Origin of the sequence: Leisingera aquaemixtae (genome assembly GCF_001458395.1) — a bacterium.
Lineage (GTDB): Bacteria > Pseudomonadota > Alphaproteobacteria > Rhodobacterales > Rhodobacteraceae > Leisingera > Leisingera aquaemixtae.
The window spans coordinates 414,821-429,850 of record NZ_CYSR01000021.1 but is presented as its reverse complement, the minus strand read 5'-3'; the positions used below and the strand labels follow the sequence as shown (position 1 = coordinate 429,850).

Sequence of the window (15,030 nt, the reverse complement as noted above, 5' to 3'; positions counted from 1 at the left end):
GGCTCGTGCAATCCTGATGCATTGCTCAGCCCCCGATCTCGCGCCACCGCCGGCCCTCGCGGTGCAGCAGCATCAGGGCGTCCTCGGGGCCAGACCCTCCCGGATCGTACGGAGACGGGGCAGGCCCGGCGTCCTCCCAGGCAGCAATGATGGGATCCGCCCAGGCCCAGGCTGCCTCGACCTCATCGCCGCGCATGAACAGGGTCTGGTCGCCGCGGATCACGTCCATGATCAGACGTTCATAGGCATCTTGGGGTTCAGCGCGTCCCCCCAGCGCCTCGGCAAAGGTCATGTCCAGGGACACTTCCGCGAGGCGGAAACCGCCCGGACCCGGCTCCTTGATCGTGTTGCGCAGGGTGATGCCTTCATCCGGCTGCAGGCGAATAATCATCGCGTTGCTGCGCCGCCCGGCCATGTCCGGAAAAATCATGTGCGGCGGGTCGCGGAACACCACCGCAATTTCAGAACAGCGCGCCCGCAGCTTTTTGCCCGTGCGCAGGTGGAACGGCGTGCCCGCCCACCGCCAGTTGCCGATATTCACTTTCATGGCGATGAAGCTTTCGGTGCTGCTGTGCGGGTTGCCGGCATGGTCGCGGTAGCTGCCCGCGCTGCCTTGGGCGCGGTACTGGCCGCGCACGATGTCCGATGGCGCCACCGGTTCCAGCGCCTCGATCACCTTGACCTTCTCATCGCGCACCGCGTCGGAGGTAAAGCGCGACGGCGGCTCCATCGCGGTCAGGCACAAGAGTTGCATCAGGTGGTTTTGCACCATGTCCCGCATCGCACCGGAGCGGTCGTAATATTCGCCGCGCCCCTCGACGCCGAGGCTTTCGGCCACGGTGATTTGCACATGGTCCACATGGGTGGAGTTCCACAAAGGCTCCCACAGGGCGTTGGCAAAGCGCAGCGCCATCAGGTTCTGCACGGTTTCTTTGCCCAGATAGTGGTCGATCCGGTAGATCTGATGCTCGTCGAAGTTGCGGCGGAGATCCGCATTCAAATCCTGCGCCGACGCCAGATCGTGACCGAAGGGCTTTTCCACCACAACCCGGCTGTTCGCCGATGCGATGCCCCGGCTTTTCAGATTGGACGCGATGGAGCCGAACAGCGCAGGCGAGACCGAGAGATAGAACGCCTGCACCACACCCGGCCTGATCGCCTCGGCAAGGGTGTCCCAACCGTCCTCGCCTCCGGCATCGACACGAACGTACTCCAGGCTGGCAAGGAACTTTTCCAGCAGGGCTGACTGTTTGGCCGCCTGCGGCGCAAATTCCAGCAGGCTGGCATGCACCGCCTCGGTGAACTCCGCCCGGTTCATCGCTGAGCGGGCAGTGCCGATGATGCGTGCCCCCTCCGGCATCTGCCCCACCGCAAACCGGTGAAATAGGCCAGGCAGGATTTTGCGGCGTGCAAGATCGCCGGTGGCACCGAACAGGACAAGATCAAAGGGATCGACGGGGATGACGCGGGACACCATCAGCTTAGCCTGCCAGCTTGAGGGGCGCGCCAGCCCGCATCTTCTGGCCAATGAAGTCGAACTGGATGGTCATGGCGTTTTCTCCTCACGGCCTTGCTGCGGGCCATAGTTTGAAACTTCTGCGGTAGCGCTAACATTTTTAAGCGGAAAAGAGGACAAGAAAGTGTGCATTTACAGCTCTCCGGCCCAGGGCGGGTTGGCGCCGGCGCGAGACACGGTAATCGCCGCCACTTTCGCACCATGCTCCATTGCCTGCTGCAGAACGTCAGGCGGCAAAGCAGTCAGCTCCGGTTTCGTCAGCCGGCCAAGCTCGGACAGTTTGGCAAGAACGCCCGCATTGAAGGTGTCGCCGGCCCCGACGGTGTCGGATATTTTGGCCCGAACAGCAGGCACACGCACTTCGCCGCCGTTCGCAAGATACCCGGCCGCCCCTTCGCCGCCGCGGGTAAGGATCAGAGCGGATGGCCCCCGTTCCAGAAGGATGGAGACTTTCTCGCTCAGCGACAGCGGGTCCGGCAGCAGCCAGTTCAGGTCTTCGTCAGAAACCTTCACGATATCCGACTGCGCCACCATGCGGTCCAGCCGTGCGCGGTACCTGGCGATGTCCTTGATAAACCTGGGGCGGATGTTCGGGTCAATCATCACTGCGCGATCCGTGGCTTCGCGGTCCAGCAGCGCGGCATAGGCATCGGCGCAAGGCTCAGAGGCCAAACTGATCCCGCCGAAAAACAGAGCCGAGACCTCCTCAGGAAGCTTGGGCATATCCCCAGGCATCAGCATGCGCCCGGCTGAGTTCTCGTCGAAGAAGCAATAGGTGGCATGGCCATCCACCAGACGTACAAAGGCCAGTGTGGTGGCGCGGCCGGACTGGATCACCAGCGAAGTGTCAACATGACTGGCCTTCAGCGACTCGGCCAGCTGCCGCCCGAACATGTCGGTAGACAGGCCGGTCAGCATCCCTGCCCGCACCCCAAGCCGCCCCAACGCAATTGCTGTATTGAACACCGCCCCTCCGGGATGAGGCACAAACCCGTCCGGTCCGTCCGCAGTTGGCGCGGGGATCATGTCAATCAGGGCTTCTCCGCTACAAAGGATCATGTTTCCAAGCCCCCCTTGGCCTGCTCATGACCGGAATAGACGCGCAAGGCAGCTTCGCATCCTTCCGACCAGATCAGGTTGAGCCAGCGCGAAAACTCCACAGCGAACCATTGGTTGCTGGCCAGATCACCGTAGATATCATGCTGTTCGAGCCAGGCTTGCGGACGCAGCCTTGCGGCCATTGCAGCCTCAGCCAGCGCGTCCCAATGGGGGTCGTTGGCCTCAATCCCGGTGCTGTCCTCCCGGGTGCCTGCACACATGCGCGCCCAAAGCGCCTCGACGAGGCTCAGGCCTGCGATCGGGCCGCCTGCTGCCAGCGCATCCCGCAGAATGGGATGGACAAATCCCGGGTGCCGGGAGGAGCCGTCAAAGGCTACCCGCCGTACCGTGTCGCGGATGGCGGCGTTGGAAAACCGCCGCTCGATCAGTTTGGCATAGTCTTGAGGGTTCATTCCCGGAACAGCTGCAACGTAAGGGGCAATCTCCTCTTGCTGGACCTTTTGGAACAGCGCGGCAATCAGCGGATGATCCATGCAATCGGCGATGGTCTCCACCGACAGCATCTCTCCGGCATTGGCCAATACCTGGTGGCCCGCATTCAAAATGCGGATTTTCATCACCTCGTAGTCATGCACGGAAGGTGTGAACACTGCCCCGGCCTTATCCCAGTCGGGCCGGCCCGCGCAGAAGTCATCCTCGATCACCCATTGGCGGTAGTTTTCATGGGTGACGGGGGCGGCATCTTCGATGCCCAGTTCACGGGCAAGGGCAATTTCGACGGGACCGGTTGCGGGCACAATGCAGTCGACCATCGAATTCGGGAAACTGCAGGTCTGATCGATCCAATCCGCCAGCTTCGGGTCGGTGAGCCGTGCCAGCGAGACCACCGCCTGCCGGGTGGCGTTGCCATTGCCGCGCAGGTTGTCGCAGCTTTGAACGGTAAAGGGGCCGGCTCCGGCATCGCGCCTGGTTTTCAGCGCAGCTGCAATGGCTCCGAAAACAGTGTAGGGACGGGTTGGATTCTCCAGGTCATGACGAATGTCGGGGTGCCGCGCATCCAAACCTCCGGTAGCCGGATCCACGAAGTAACCGCCCTCGGTCACGGTGAGCGACACGATACGAATTGCGGGATCGGCCATGGCGCGGATCAGCGCGCCGTTCCCATCTTCTATCGGCAGGTAATCGATCATCGATCCAGTGATCTCGGCCGAGACGCTGCCGGGCGCCAGTTCAATCAGGGTGGTCAGACAATCCTGCGCCAGCAATTTCTGCCGCATCGCGGCATCATACGGGCGTACCCCGGCGCCGATGATGGCCCAATCCTTTGCCAGGCCCTGCTGCATTAGCCGGTGCAGATACCAGGCCTGGTGGGCGCGGTGGAAATTGCCGAGGCCGATGTGGATGATCCCCGGCTTCAGTGAGGCGCGGTCGTATCCGGGGCCTGCAATACCTTCGGGCAGATCCTTCAGCGCCTTCTGGCTCAGTTTAACCGGCGTATTTTGTGCTGTTTCGCGTTCCATCAGCTCATCCATTGTCCGCCGTCCACATTGTAGGTTTGGGCGACGACGTAGCTGGCCTCGTCAGAAGCCAGAAAGACGGCCATGCCGGTCAGGTCGTCCGCCCGCCCCATGCGCCCATAAGGCACCGCCTGCGCCACCTCTTGCTTCTTCTGGCCCGGCGCCTTGCCCTCGTATTTCGCAAAAAGCGCATCGACGCCGTCCCAATGCTCACCCTCCACCACACCGGGGGAGATGGCGTTCACGTTGATTCCGTGCCGGATCAGATTGAGCCCGGCAGACTGAGTCAGGCTGATGACGGCAGCCTTGGTGGCGCAGTAGACGGCAACCAGCGGTTCCCCGCGCCGGCCGGCCTGACTGGCCATGTTGATGATCGTGCCGCCCCCGCCGCGTTCAATCATGTGCCGGGCCACCGCCTGCAGAGTGAACAAAGTTCCGGCGACATTGACCGAAAAGGCGCGATCGAAATCGCCGCGGGTGATTTCCGCCACCGGAGCAGCGGTGAAGACGGCCGCGTTGTTGATCAGGATGTCGATCCGGCCCAGTTCCAAGACCGTTTGGGCAACGGCCTGTTCGATGCTGGTCTGGTCGGTGACATCCAGCCGGACGGCAATCGATCCGCCGCCCAGTTCCTCAGCCGCTGTCTGCGCGCCTGTGAAATCAATATCAGCAATGGCCACACGGGCGCCTTCGCGGACATAGGCCTCTGCGAAGGCGCGGCCGATCCCCCGGGCGCTGCCGGTGATCAGCGCTGTTTTGCCTGCCAGCCGTTTCATGTGATCCGCAGCCCTTCAGCGTCGAATTTGTGGATCACATCGGCGCGCGGAGTCATGAAGATGCGGTCGCCGTGGCGGAACCCGACTTCGCCGCCGGCGCGCACGGTGATGGTTTCTGCCAGGCCGGTGCCGTGGACGTGAAAGAATGTGTCCGAGCCCAGATGTTCTGAGACGCTGACCACCCCCGACCAGGTGCCTGCCTCGCCGGACACCTCGATATGCTCGGGACGGATGCCAATGGTATGGGCGCCGTGTTTGGAAGCTTCTTCGCCCTCGATGAAGTTCATCTTGGGCGAGCCGATGAAGCCGGCCACGAACTTGTTGCGGGGTGTGTGATAGAGTTCGAGCGGCGAGCCGACCTGTTCGATCACACCGGCCTGCAGCACCACGATCTTGTCGGCCATGGTCATGGCTTCGACCTGGTCATGGGTCACGTAGATCATCGTGGTTTCCAGCCGTTCATGCAGTTCGGAGATCTCCAGCCGCATTCCCACGCGCAGGGCCGCATCAAGGTTCGACAGCGGCTCGTCGAAGAGAAAGGCCGAAGGTTCCCTCACGATGGCGCGCCCGATGGCCACCCGCTGGCGCTGCCCGCCAGACAGCTGGCCGGGACGGCGGTCCAGGTAATCGGTGAGGTTCAGCGCAGTGGCGGCGGCTTCGATGCGGCGGTTCTGTTCCTCGACCGGGACTTTGGCCATCTTCATCGGGAAAGCGATGTTCTTGCGCACCGACATATGCGGATAGAGCGCGTAGGACTGAAACACCATCGCCAGGCCGCGCTTGGCGGGTGGAACATGGGTGGCGTCCTGCTTGTCGATGCGGATCTGGCCGGAGGATACGTCCTCCAAACCGGCGATCAGCCGCAGCAGGGTGGACTTGCCGCATCCGGAAGGGCCAACGAAGACCGTGAATTCGCCGTCGTCGATGGTCAGGTCCAGGGGTGGGATGACTTGCACGTCGCCAAAGCTTTTGGAGACTTTGTCCAGAGTAATGCGTCCCATGATTTCGTCTCCTTATTTCACAGCGCCGAAGGTCAGGCCGCTGACAAGTTGCTTCTGGCTGAACCAGCCGAGGATCAGGATCGGGGCAATGGCCATGGTGGAGGCCGCGCTCAGCTTGGCGTAGAACAGGCCCTCAGGGCTGGAGTAGCTGGCGATGAAGGCGGTGAGCGGTGCAGCCTTGGCCGCAGTCAGGTTGAGCGTCCAGAAGGCTTCGTTCCAGGCCAGGATCACATTCAGCAGCAGCGTCGAGGCGATGCCGGGAATGGCCATTGGCGTCAGGATATACAGCACCTCTTCGCGCAGGGTGGCACCATCCATCCGGGCCGCTTCGAGGATCTCCCCGGGGATTTCCTTGAAGTAGGTGTAGAGCATCCAAACGATGATCGGCAGGTTGATGAGCATCAGCACGATCACGAGGCCAATCTTGGTGTCCAGCAAGCCCAGTTTGATGAACAGCAGGTAGATCGGATAGAGAACGCCAACTGCTGGCAGCATTTTGGTGGACAGCATCCACAACAGGATGTCTTTGGTCCGCTTCGAGGGCACAAAGGCCATCGACCAGGCGGCGGGCACCGCGATGATGATACCCAGGATGGTGGAGCCGCCGGCGATGATGATCGAATTCCACAGGAACCGGCCGTAGTTGGAGCGTTCCTGCACCACCGAATAGTTTTCCAGCGTCCAGTCAAAGAACAGGAAGACCGGCGGGTCGCTGATAGCCTGGGCTTCGGTCTTGAAGCTGGTCAGGATGGTCCACAGGATCGGGAAGAAGATCAAGAGGCCCACACCCCATGCCAGGGCAGTATTCAGGGCTTTGCGTTGCGATGTGATTGCACGTGCCATGAGGGCCTCCTTACGCGTCCAGGTTCTTGCCGACGATGCGCATCAGGAAGATGGCAACGATGTTGGCGAGGATGATGGCGTAGACACCGCCGGCCGAGCCGAGCCCGATGTTCTGGCTCTCCAGCACGCGCTGGAAGATCAGGTAGGTCAGGGTCTTGGTGCCAAAGGCGCCCTGGGTGGTGACAAAGATTTCTGCGAAGATCGAAAGCAGGAAGATCGTCTGGATCAGCACCACCACGGTGATGGCGCGCGACAGGTGCGGCAGGGTGATGTAGGCAAAGCGCTTCACCGGCGGCGCACCATCCATTTCCGCGGCCTCCAGCTGTTCGCTGTCCAGCGACTGGATGGCGGTCAGCAGGATCAGCATTGCGAACGGCAGCCATTGCCAGCTGACGATCAGGATGATCGACTGCGTCGACGCCTCGGTCAGCCAGACCAGCGGCTCGGCGCCGAAGGCCCGCCATACATGCGCCAGCAGACCGTTGACCGGGTCCATGAACATGTTCTTCCAGACCAGCGCCGATACGGTGGGCATCACGAAGAAGGGCGCGATCACCAGGATGCGGACGACGCCGCGGCCCCACATCGGCTGGTTCAGCAGGATCGCCAGCAGAACGCCCAGGACCACGGTAATCGCCAGAACACCGCCTACGATCACCAGTGTCGCCTGTACGCTGGGCCAGAAGGCGCTGGAGGAAACGAAGCGGACGTAGTTGTCAAAGCCGACCCAGCCCAGATCGCCGCCCCGCAGCGGCAGGAACTTCTTGAACGAGAAATAGAGCGTCATCGTCAGTGGCACGAGCATCCAGCCCAGAAGCAGGATCACGGCCGGCGCCATCATCAGCCGGGCGGCTGTGCGGGCGTGTTTCGTACCGCTCTGGTGGTCCGCCGCAGCGGGCTGGCTTGCCGGCTTGGGCGCGGGCGGGGCCATCGTCAGCCGGTCCGCGGGTTGGGAGTGTTGCGTTGCCATTTGGTGTACCTCCTCCGTTGACGGCACGCGTGCCGCCTTGGACGATTATGCGCTCTGGGGGATCGCTGGGGCCAGAGGGCGGCGGCTTGGCCGCCCCCGGGTGTCCGTGCGGGAGATCAGTAGCCTGCGGCTTCCATCTCGTCGGTTGTCAGTGCCTGAGCCTTGGCCAGAGCTTCATCGACGCTTTGCTGACCAGCCAGCGCAGCTGCAAATTCCTGGCCGACCTGGCCTGCGATGCCGGCGAATTCGGGGATCGCTGCGAACTGGATGCCGACATAGGGAACCGGGTCTACCGTCGGATTGGTGGGATCGGCCGACAGGATGCTTTCCAGCGTCATCCGGGCAAATGGCACGTCCTTGTAGTTGGGGTCTTCATACAGAGAGGTGCGCGCACCTGGCGGCACGTTGGCCCAGCCTTCTTTCGCGGCCACCAGCTCAATGTACTCCTTGGAAGTGGCCCACTGGATGAACTCCTTGGCAGCATCCGTTTTCTGGGTGCCTGCAGGGATACCCAACGCCCAGGCCCAGAGCCAGTTGCCGCGTTTGCCCTTGCCGGTGTCCGGCGCCAGCGCAAAACCGACCTTGTCGGCGACTGTCGAGTCGTTGGGGTTGGTCACGAAGGACGCCGCCACGGTGGCGTCGATCCACATGCCGCATTTGCCTTGCTGGAACAGGGACAGGTTCTCGTTGAAGCCGTTGTTCGACGCGCCCGGAGGGCCGGCGTCGTTCATCAGGTTCACATAGAATTCCAGTGTTTCCTTCCACTCCGGCTGATCAAACTGGGCTTGCCAGTTCTCGTCGAACCAGCGCGCACCAAAGGCGTTGGCGGTGGCGGTCAAAAAGGCCATGTTCTCGCCCCAGCCGGCCTTGCCGCGCAGGCAGATGCCATAGATCCCGTTGTCCTTGTCAGTCATGGCGCGGGCGGCCTCGGCAACGAACTCCCAGGTCGGGGCGTCTGGCATCTCAAGGCCCGCCTTCTCCATCAGGTCGGTCCGGTACATGATCATGGAGCTTTCGCCATAAAACGGCGCGGCGTAAAGCGTGCCATCGACGCTCAGGCCGCCGCGCATGGCCGGCAGGATATCATCGGCGTCATATTCGGCAGGCAAGTCATCCAGCGGCACCAGCCAGCCGTTCTTGCCCCAGATCGGGGTTTCGTACATGCCGATGGTCATGATGTCGAACTGGCCGCCCTTGGTGGTGATGTCGGTGGTCACACGCTGGCGCAGCACGTTTTCCTCCAGCGTCACCCATTCGACGTCGTGGCCGGTCTTGGCGGTGAAATCGTCTGTCAGGCCCTGCATCCGGATCATGTCGCCGTTGTTTACGGTGGCGATGGTGATGGTCTCGGCAGAGGCACTGCCTGCTGCGATCAGTGAAATGGCCGTTGCCGCACCCAATGCGTACTTAGCAAACATCCTCTACCTCCCTGTTGAGATGTCGCCTCCAAGATTACCGGCGTCGGTGTGCTGGCGTCAATTTATTTTTTACGCGCGTAAAGTTTGTGGTGCTTGCCCGAAAAATCAGCAGCTTAGGCGGACCCCCGCATGACCAGCCGGCCATCAAACAGGGTTTCCTCCCGCGAATCAGCCGGTTTTTCCGCCTCAATAAGGTTCATTAGTTTCTCAGCACTTTTCCGGGCGATTGCTTCATAATCCTGCGAGACCGTCGTCAATGTCGGGCAAGTGTAGCGGGAGAACGGGTGGTCATCATGCCCGGCTACCCGCATGGTGCAGTCTGTGCCCAGACCAACCCGTATCCCAGCCTCATAGGCCGCCGACAGGAAGCCGATAGCAAGGCGGTCATTGCTGCACAGGATCGTATCGGTTGGCAGGTTCCTGTCACGGACCACCCGAGTTCCTTCCCGAAAGCCGATCTCTTCAAATTCCCAGCCTTCACCGGCGGCCTGGATCAAATGCGGTGTATGGTTCAGCCGTTCCATGGCGGCGAGATAGGCGTGGCGCCGTTTGTAGGCGTTAGGGTTCGAGGGCTCCTTCATCTCAAAGAATGCCGGTGGTTCGCCTGTCCTGCACAGGTAATCTACAATAAGGTCAATGCTTTGATTGTTGTTTGAACCTACAAATGCCAGACCCGCGGAGCCGACATTGGCGTCAAACAACACCGTCGGAACTTCTTCGCAAAAGGCGGCAATGCGCGCCTGATCCGATGCCCGCCCCAAGGGAGCCAGCAGAACACCAGCCGGTTTGAGCAGCCGCAGATTCTCGAGGTTTTCGATCTCCTGATCTGGGCTGCCGTGGGAGCCCAGCAGGACCGGCCGGTACCCGGTGCTCAGAATGTGCTCTTCAATATTTCGGGCGATTTCCGCAAAGAAGGGGTCAGCCAGATAGGGAACGATGATGCCGATGTTCTTGGTCAGACGGCGGTTCTGATTGATTGCATAGAGGTTGGGCCGGTAGTCATAGCGGTCGAGCGCAGCCTCGATGCGCTGCCTGGTCGAGGCCCTTACGCTGGACGGGTCGTTGAAGAATTTCGACAGCGTCGGACGGGAAATGCCGCTGACCGCCGCGAATTCCTCCATGTTCCGTATCTTTTTGTCATCCATGAAGGGGCCCGCTTTGTCTGCACTGGGTCTGGCAAGGTCAATGCGACCCTGCCAGAAAGGCTTCCGCCATAGTAATTGACGCGCGAAAAATTTCCCACCCTGTTTCGCAAAAGCGACTTCATGCGGCGGCAGGCTCCACCCGACGTCCGGAGCGGGGGAACGCGGCGCTGGATTGCCGCGTTGAGGTCCGAGACGAAAGGAGATTGGCATGAATAAGTTCTTTATCGGCAGCGCCGTGGCGCTCGCTCTGACTTCGACATCCCTGTCCGCTGCCCCGGTCCATGCGCATGGCGGCATCGCAGGCTTCGGCACGGCGAACAGCGAGCAGATCTGGCTCGCCAAGGGCAACAACGGCAATGGCAACGGGCACGGCAGCATGAAGCGCTCCGAGAAGGGCAATGGCAACCCCGGCAACGGGAACGCCAATGCCGGCAATGGGCATGCCAAGCCGGGCCAGGGAAATGATCACGCCGGCAAAGGTAAGCCCAAACATGCGGGCGGACCCAAGCCCAAGCAGAGCGGCGCCGGTGCCAAGAACGCCCCCGAAGGGAACGGCGATGGCGGCAAGGGCCGCCGGGCCTTCACCGCGGCGGAGCGTGAAGACGCCTTCAGCCGCATCGTCTCGGCACCGGCCCCCGCGGGCCGCGACATGCTGCGCGTCGCGGGTGCGGCAGCGCTCGCCCTGGCAACGCCGCAGCTGCTGGCGTCCGGCATCCCGGACGATGAGCTGATCGTCTACAGCAATTGCCCGCCGGGCCTTGCAAAGAAGGATCCGCCTTGCGTGCCGCCCGGCCTGGCCAAGAAAGGCGTGACCTTTGACGAATGGGCCTCCTACGGCCACGATGGATATGACGAGATTTGGGTGAAGCGCCGCGACGCATGGCTCAGCGCTGAATCCTATGGCGATCCAGACCCCGGGCTTCTGCTGCTGCAGTCGGACCAGGTTGCGACGCTCTTCGGTCTTGATCCCGCGCCTGATGGCCAGCGGTATGCCCTGATCGACGGTATGCCGGTCCTGCTTGACGAGGAGGATTACACTTCGCTGCTTCTGGTGAACCAGATGGCACAGGTGGCAGAGCTGGAGGCCGGGGTGCCGATCGCCCCGACGGCAGCCCTGACGCAGGAGGAACTGATCAGCCTGTACCGTCTTCCGCAGCCGGGGGTCAATGAGAGTTACGCCGTGCTGAACGGGCAGCTGGTGAAGCTGAACGAGTCGGAATACGAACTCCTGCAGATGCTCCGCATTGCGCGGGCTGTTCTGTAAGCCTTCGGGCTGACAAACACAGGGCCACGGATTTCTCCCGGGCCTGAGCTGTGACTGGAGCAGCCGCCGGCCATGCGGCGGCTGCTTTCCTTTCTGGCGGAAAATGCGGCAGCCGCATGTGTCGCCCCCCCCCCCGTATTTCGCGCCTTGCGGGAAAAACGTACCTGCCAATAACCCGGTGTTTTAAAACGGAACATGCCCTCCAGCAGGGACTTCCGCCCTTGACCTTCCGGCTTTGTTAAAATTTTCCCTTTGTTTTTAACCTCTTATTACCCTATCCTGTGCATATTGCAGCTGTTGGCAGCTGCGATTTCAAACTGCTCTGCAGCTTCCTGGGTACTCAGTTAAACAGGATGACAGTATGACTTACAAAGTTTCCAGAATTGCGCTTTTCGCCGGGACATTGCTTGCTGCAGCAGGCTGCAGTGTTCAGGACAGAGCAAATGACAGCCTGAACGGAATGCACAGCACCCGGCTTCTGGTTGACGAAAGTGTGGCCGCAGGAGTGAGCGGCAGCGCTGCGTATGGGGTGGAACAAACCATGAACGCATTTTTAACGGGCTACAGCTATTGGGACAATACCCCGCGCGGCTCGGCACAGATTGCCCGCCCGGTGATCCACCGGCAGGCAGGCGGGACCGGCACTTACGAAGACCCGGTGACGCTTGCAGTCGGACATGTGAAACGGAACGGCCGCAGCTACATGGACTACCCGGCAGGCACCAAGTTCTACATCAAGAACCTGCAAAGATACGCAATTGTCGAGGATCTGTGCGGTGATGGGCCAAAACCGCAGGCAGGACCGTGCCACAGCGGCTATCAGGGCCATGACTGGCTGGATATCTACGTGGGCGGCAAGGGCATCAATGAAAGCTGGGTTGACGGCTGCATGAACCGCATCACTGGCATTCAGCCGGTTATTCTGAACCCAAGGCCAGGTTACCCGGTGTCGCCGGGAGAGATTGCTGCCAGCGGATGCGCCACGTTTTGAAGCAAAGCTGTTGTGCAGACGGTTCCCATTCCGCGTCTTGCCTGTTCGGGCCAGTCAGCCTGAACCGGCAAGACGATGCGCAATTGCCTGCAGGATAACACCGTTTGTGTTCAGATCCGTGTAGGCCTCGGTCGGCCGCCCGGTTTTCAAGTAGATACTCGACGAAAAACCATTCTTGGTCCGGGCAATATTTCTGGTGAAGCTGACCAGTTTTTCGGAGTAGTCATGCGGCTGATAGGCCGACCAGAGAAAGGCGGCCTTGCTGCTGAGAGCCAGGTTCTCATTGCGGAATTCGGGCGTCCGGTACTCCGGCTCCTGCCCGACGGTGTCAAAGGCCCACGTGCGCTCCGCCGCATCCAGCTGCAAACCCTGGTAGAGAAACCAGGGCGCCTTGTCGATTGGCCCTTCCGAGACGCAGATGAGCCGGCCTGTTTCGCGGAAATCCTCCAGTTGCGCAGCAAACAGAACGTCAGCCAGATAGGCGCTTTCCTGCGACATCCCCAATTCCATCGCCTCAAGCAACAGGGGCTCTGCCCCAATCGGCCCGATCCTGGCCGCAGCTTCAAGCAGGGCCATCTGCCCATCGGCTTCCGACCGGTTGGCAAAGACCTCATACGGGGACTTTGCGGACACCCCCCACCGCCGGAAGGCTAATGCCGAATAATGGGCGCTGTGGGACACGTATGAGGTCTTCAATTCACCGTCTGTGACAGAGTGGATTTCGCCGTCAATGATCACCTGCTGAAGATCCCAGGAGCCGACAAGCGCCTCCAGCTGTTCGCCGAAATTGCTGTTGCGGCGCAGGTTGTCCAAGGCGGCAAGCAACCGGCCCGCGTCGGAGCCGTCAAAGTTCTTGTTGCCCCACTTGCGGCGGTCGGTCCGTATCCACCCCTGCGGCAAGTGGCGGCCCTGCGACGTCCGGCCCGCGATATTCGGCAGGATCTTGCGGATTGCGGCAGCAAATCCCTCCTGGCTGATCAAGCCGATTTGCCTGGCTGCCAATAGCCCGTTGATGTGGCTGCCGACATCCCACATCGTAACGGCCTCGTGATACCGCCCGCCTGGCGCGAAATCCACGGTTGCAGGGCACAGCCCGGTGCCAGGGTCAGTGAATTTCTCGAAATACCGCCAAGCCACGCGGGCATCTTCAAGCAGCTCCTCCCGCCCGGCATCGCCCAGGCGGGGGCGTGTTTTTATTAGCTCTGGCGCAGTGGCAGCCGTCTTTCGGTAGCGGGCGGGCAGCGGTCCCGCGGGCGCAACAGTCCGGGCAAACGTTTCGAGCAGGAGAAACTGCGTCCCTTCATCGGCCGCCATGTCTTGCAGAAGGCCTTCCAGTGCGCGCCGCTCCGGCGGGAATGCAATCGCGTCCGGCTTTAGGAAAACCACTGCATCTTCAGTTCCGGACGTTGCAGATTGAAATGCCTCCACCACGCCGCTGCCGCTGCCGCTGATGACGCGGCGCGGGAATTGCAGGAAACCCGCGGGCCCCAGTCCCTGCGGTCCGGCCGCGTTCGCGGGAAAAGTCACGCCGATGCCTGGCCCCAGCGGCCGGGCCGTCCGGATCTTGGCGGCGCTCGGGTCTTCGATATCAATGGGGAACATGCCGGGCTGCCCGGCGTCAGCCTTGGCGTCTTCATTCTGAAAATCGGTCCGAACCCAAAAACCGCTGCCGGCCCGTTGCGCGTCTCCCGCCCCGGTCGAATAGGGGATGCCCGCTGCCTTCAGGAATTCCGTAAAGGCCGAATACGCGGATGCCTGATCGCGATCATCCGCCTGCGGCTGCAGCACATGCAGGCACACCACACGCTTGAACCCGTAGCTGTCGCGCAGCTGGATGTCCGTCACCGGCAGCAGAGACACATCCCCATCCAGCTCTTGTTTCGAAAGCGCGCTGGCGTACCGCTCCGCAGCTGTCTCCAGCTGGTTCAGATCGATCCCGGAGATGTCCTGGGCTGAAAGGTAGAGAATGTTCTGGCTGGCCGAAATGCCGGCAGCAGCCGCATCGCCGTGGAAATCCGTTAGGGACTGCACCGTGCCGCCAAAAAGCCGTACAACACCGTTTTCCCAAGTTTCCGAGCGAACCGGAGCCGACTGCGCCGGAACCGACAGGAGATTGAGGAAGCCAGCGGAACGCACCCCCCGCGGAGCAGCGGGGGCATCCTGATCCGCACAAGCGATTGTCTGCATGAGGCGGCGCGTGTTTCGGGCGGACACCGCCGGCAGCAGCATGGTTTGCAGGGCAGAGCGGGCCTCATGGGCTGCCCGGGCCTGAAAATGCTCAGAAAGCGAGGACAGCTCCGGAATGTAGGGCACAACATCCAAACCGTTCCTGCCGAGCATATACCCGTTCAGCACCTGTGCCAGCTTGCTTTGCGCAGGGTAGGGCTGGCCGTGCTTGTCAAATGGATTGACGAGGCAGGCCAGCGGCATGTTGCGGTCGAGAAACGCATCTATCAACGTAATAAGATGCGGGATCGAGACGTCTTCGGTGATGTTTGTAACAACCGGAAACGCCTGCGCCGGCAGCTGC

The 15,030-nt window shown here is 61.6% G+C and carries 12 protein-coding genes; 2 read left to right on the top strand and 10 right to left on the bottom strand.

What is annotated here, in order from left to right; genetic code table 11:
* Positions 1-25: 25 nt before the first annotated feature.
* From zwf to PHA8399_RS10535, 9 genes are all read right to left on the bottom strand, one after another.
* Positions 26-1,477 carry a glucose-6-phosphate dehydrogenase gene (gene zwf, locus PHA8399_RS10575; RefSeq protein ID WP_058286102.1) on the bottom strand — a complete coding sequence of 484 codons (1,452 nt, stop codon included), beginning with the start codon at positions 1,475-1,477 and terminating at the stop codon, positions 26-28.
* 171 nt (positions 1,478-1,648) lie between these two features.
* Positions 1,649-2,575: a carbohydrate kinase family protein gene (locus tag PHA8399_RS10570; protein WP_058286101.1), complete on the bottom strand. Its 927-nt coding sequence runs from the start codon at positions 2,573-2,575 to the stop codon at positions 1,649-1,651.
* Complete coding sequence (locus PHA8399_RS10565; protein ID WP_058286100.1) at positions 2,572-4,107, bottom strand: mannitol dehydrogenase family protein; 1,536 nt, start codon at positions 4,105-4,107, stop codon at positions 2,572-2,574. Before PHA8399_RS10565 ends, PHA8399_RS10570 begins: the two co-directional genes overlap by 4 nt.
* Positions 4,095-4,868, bottom strand: coding sequence for an L-iditol 2-dehydrogenase (locus PHA8399_RS10560; RefSeq protein ID WP_058286099.1), 774 nt, complete (start codon positions 4,866-4,868; stop codon positions 4,095-4,097). The genes PHA8399_RS10565 and PHA8399_RS10560 overlap by 13 nt, the downstream gene beginning before the upstream one ends.
* Positions 4,865-5,869, bottom strand: a complete 1,005-nt coding sequence (locus PHA8399_RS10555; RefSeq protein WP_058286098.1) for an ABC transporter ATP-binding protein — start codon at positions 5,867-5,869, stop codon at positions 4,865-4,867. Before PHA8399_RS10555 ends, PHA8399_RS10560 begins: the two co-directional genes overlap by 4 nt.
* 12 nt (positions 5,870-5,881) lie before the next feature.
* Positions 5,882-6,712, bottom strand: a complete 831-nt coding sequence (locus tag PHA8399_RS10550; protein WP_058286097.1) for a carbohydrate ABC transporter permease — start codon at positions 6,710-6,712, stop codon at positions 5,882-5,884.
* 10 nt (positions 6,713-6,722) lie between these two features.
* Complete coding sequence (locus PHA8399_RS10545; protein ID WP_058286164.1) at positions 6,723-7,553, bottom strand: carbohydrate ABC transporter permease; 831 nt, start codon at positions 7,551-7,553, stop codon at positions 6,723-6,725.
* A 245-nt stretch (positions 7,554-7,798) separates the two neighbouring features.
* Positions 7,799-9,100: an ABC transporter substrate-binding protein gene (locus PHA8399_RS10540; RefSeq protein WP_058286096.1), complete on the bottom strand. Its 1,302-nt coding sequence runs from the start codon at positions 9,098-9,100 to the stop codon at positions 7,799-7,801.
* Between the two features lie 113 nt (positions 9,101-9,213).
* The gene (locus PHA8399_RS10535; protein WP_058286095.1) at positions 9,214-10,245 is read right to left on the bottom strand and encodes a LacI family DNA-binding transcriptional regulator; all 1,032 of its coding nucleotides are present in this window, start codon (positions 10,243-10,245) and stop codon (positions 9,214-9,216) included.
* A gap of 208 nt (positions 10,246-10,453) precedes the next feature.
* On the opposite strand from PHA8399_RS10535, the gene PHA8399_RS10530 reads away from it, so the two are divergent.
* Both PHA8399_RS10530 and PHA8399_RS10525 read left to right on the top strand, forming a co-directional pair.
* Entirely contained in the window at positions 10,454-11,509 is a 1,056-nt protein-coding gene (locus PHA8399_RS10530) for a hypothetical protein (RefSeq protein ID WP_058286094.1), read from the top strand.
* Positions 11,510-12,050: 541 nt separating this feature from the next.
* On the top strand, positions 12,051-12,500 hold the full coding sequence (locus PHA8399_RS10525) for a hypothetical protein (RefSeq protein ID WP_082649522.1): 450 nt from the start codon (positions 12,051-12,053) through the stop codon (positions 12,498-12,500).
* A 54-nt stretch (positions 12,501-12,554) separates the two neighbouring features.
* On the opposite strand, the gene PHA8399_RS10520 is transcribed toward PHA8399_RS10525, so the two are convergent.
* Entirely contained in the window at positions 12,555-14,930 is a 2,376-nt protein-coding gene (locus PHA8399_RS10520) for a DUF3131 domain-containing protein (RefSeq protein WP_244270193.1), read from the bottom strand.
* Positions 14,931-15,030 lie beyond the last annotated feature (100 nt).

What these genes read in the sequence shown, in the direction of transcription:
- zwf (WP_058286102.1), bottom strand. Translation starts at nt 1,477, where the DNA reads ATGGTGTCCCGCGTCATCCCCGTCGATCCCTTTGATCTTGTCCTGTTC.
- PHA8399_RS10570 (WP_058286101.1), bottom strand. Translation starts at nt 2,575, where the DNA reads ATGATCCTTTGTAGCGGAGAAGCCCTGATTGACATGATCCCCGCGCCA.
- PHA8399_RS10565 (WP_058286100.1), bottom strand. Translation starts at nt 4,107, where the DNA reads ATGGATGAGCTGATGGAACGCGAAACAGCACAAAATACGCCGGTTAAA.
- PHA8399_RS10560 (WP_058286099.1), bottom strand. Translation starts at nt 4,868, where the DNA reads ATGAAACGGCTGGCAGGCAAAACAGCGCTGATCACCGGCAGCGCCCGG.
- PHA8399_RS10555 (WP_058286098.1), bottom strand. Translation starts at nt 5,869, where the DNA reads ATGGGACGCATTACTCTGGACAAAGTCTCCAAAAGCTTTGGCGACGTG.
- PHA8399_RS10550 (WP_058286097.1), bottom strand. Translation starts at nt 6,712, where the DNA reads ATGGCACGTGCAATCACATCGCAACGCAAAGCCCTGAATACTGCCCTG.
- PHA8399_RS10545 (WP_058286164.1), bottom strand. Translation starts at nt 7,553, where the DNA reads ATGATGGCGCCGGCCGTGATCCTGCTTCTGGGCTGGATGCTCGTGCCA.
- PHA8399_RS10540 (WP_058286096.1), bottom strand. Translation starts at nt 9,100, where the DNA reads ATGTTTGCTAAGTACGCATTGGGTGCGGCAACGGCCATTTCACTGATC.
- PHA8399_RS10535 (WP_058286095.1), bottom strand. Translation starts at nt 10,245, where the DNA reads ATGGATGACAAAAAGATACGGAACATGGAGGAATTCGCGGCGGTCAGC.
- PHA8399_RS10530 (WP_058286094.1), top strand. Translation starts at nt 10,454, where the DNA reads ATGAATAAGTTCTTTATCGGCAGCGCCGTGGCGCTCGCTCTGACTTCG.
- PHA8399_RS10525 (WP_082649522.1), top strand. Translation starts at nt 12,051, where the DNA reads ATGAACGCATTTTTAACGGGCTACAGCTATTGGGACAATACCCCGCGC.
- PHA8399_RS10520 (WP_244270193.1), bottom strand. Translation starts at nt 14,930, where the DNA reads ATGCCGCTGGCCTGCCTCGTCAATCCATTTGACAAGCACGGCCAGCCC.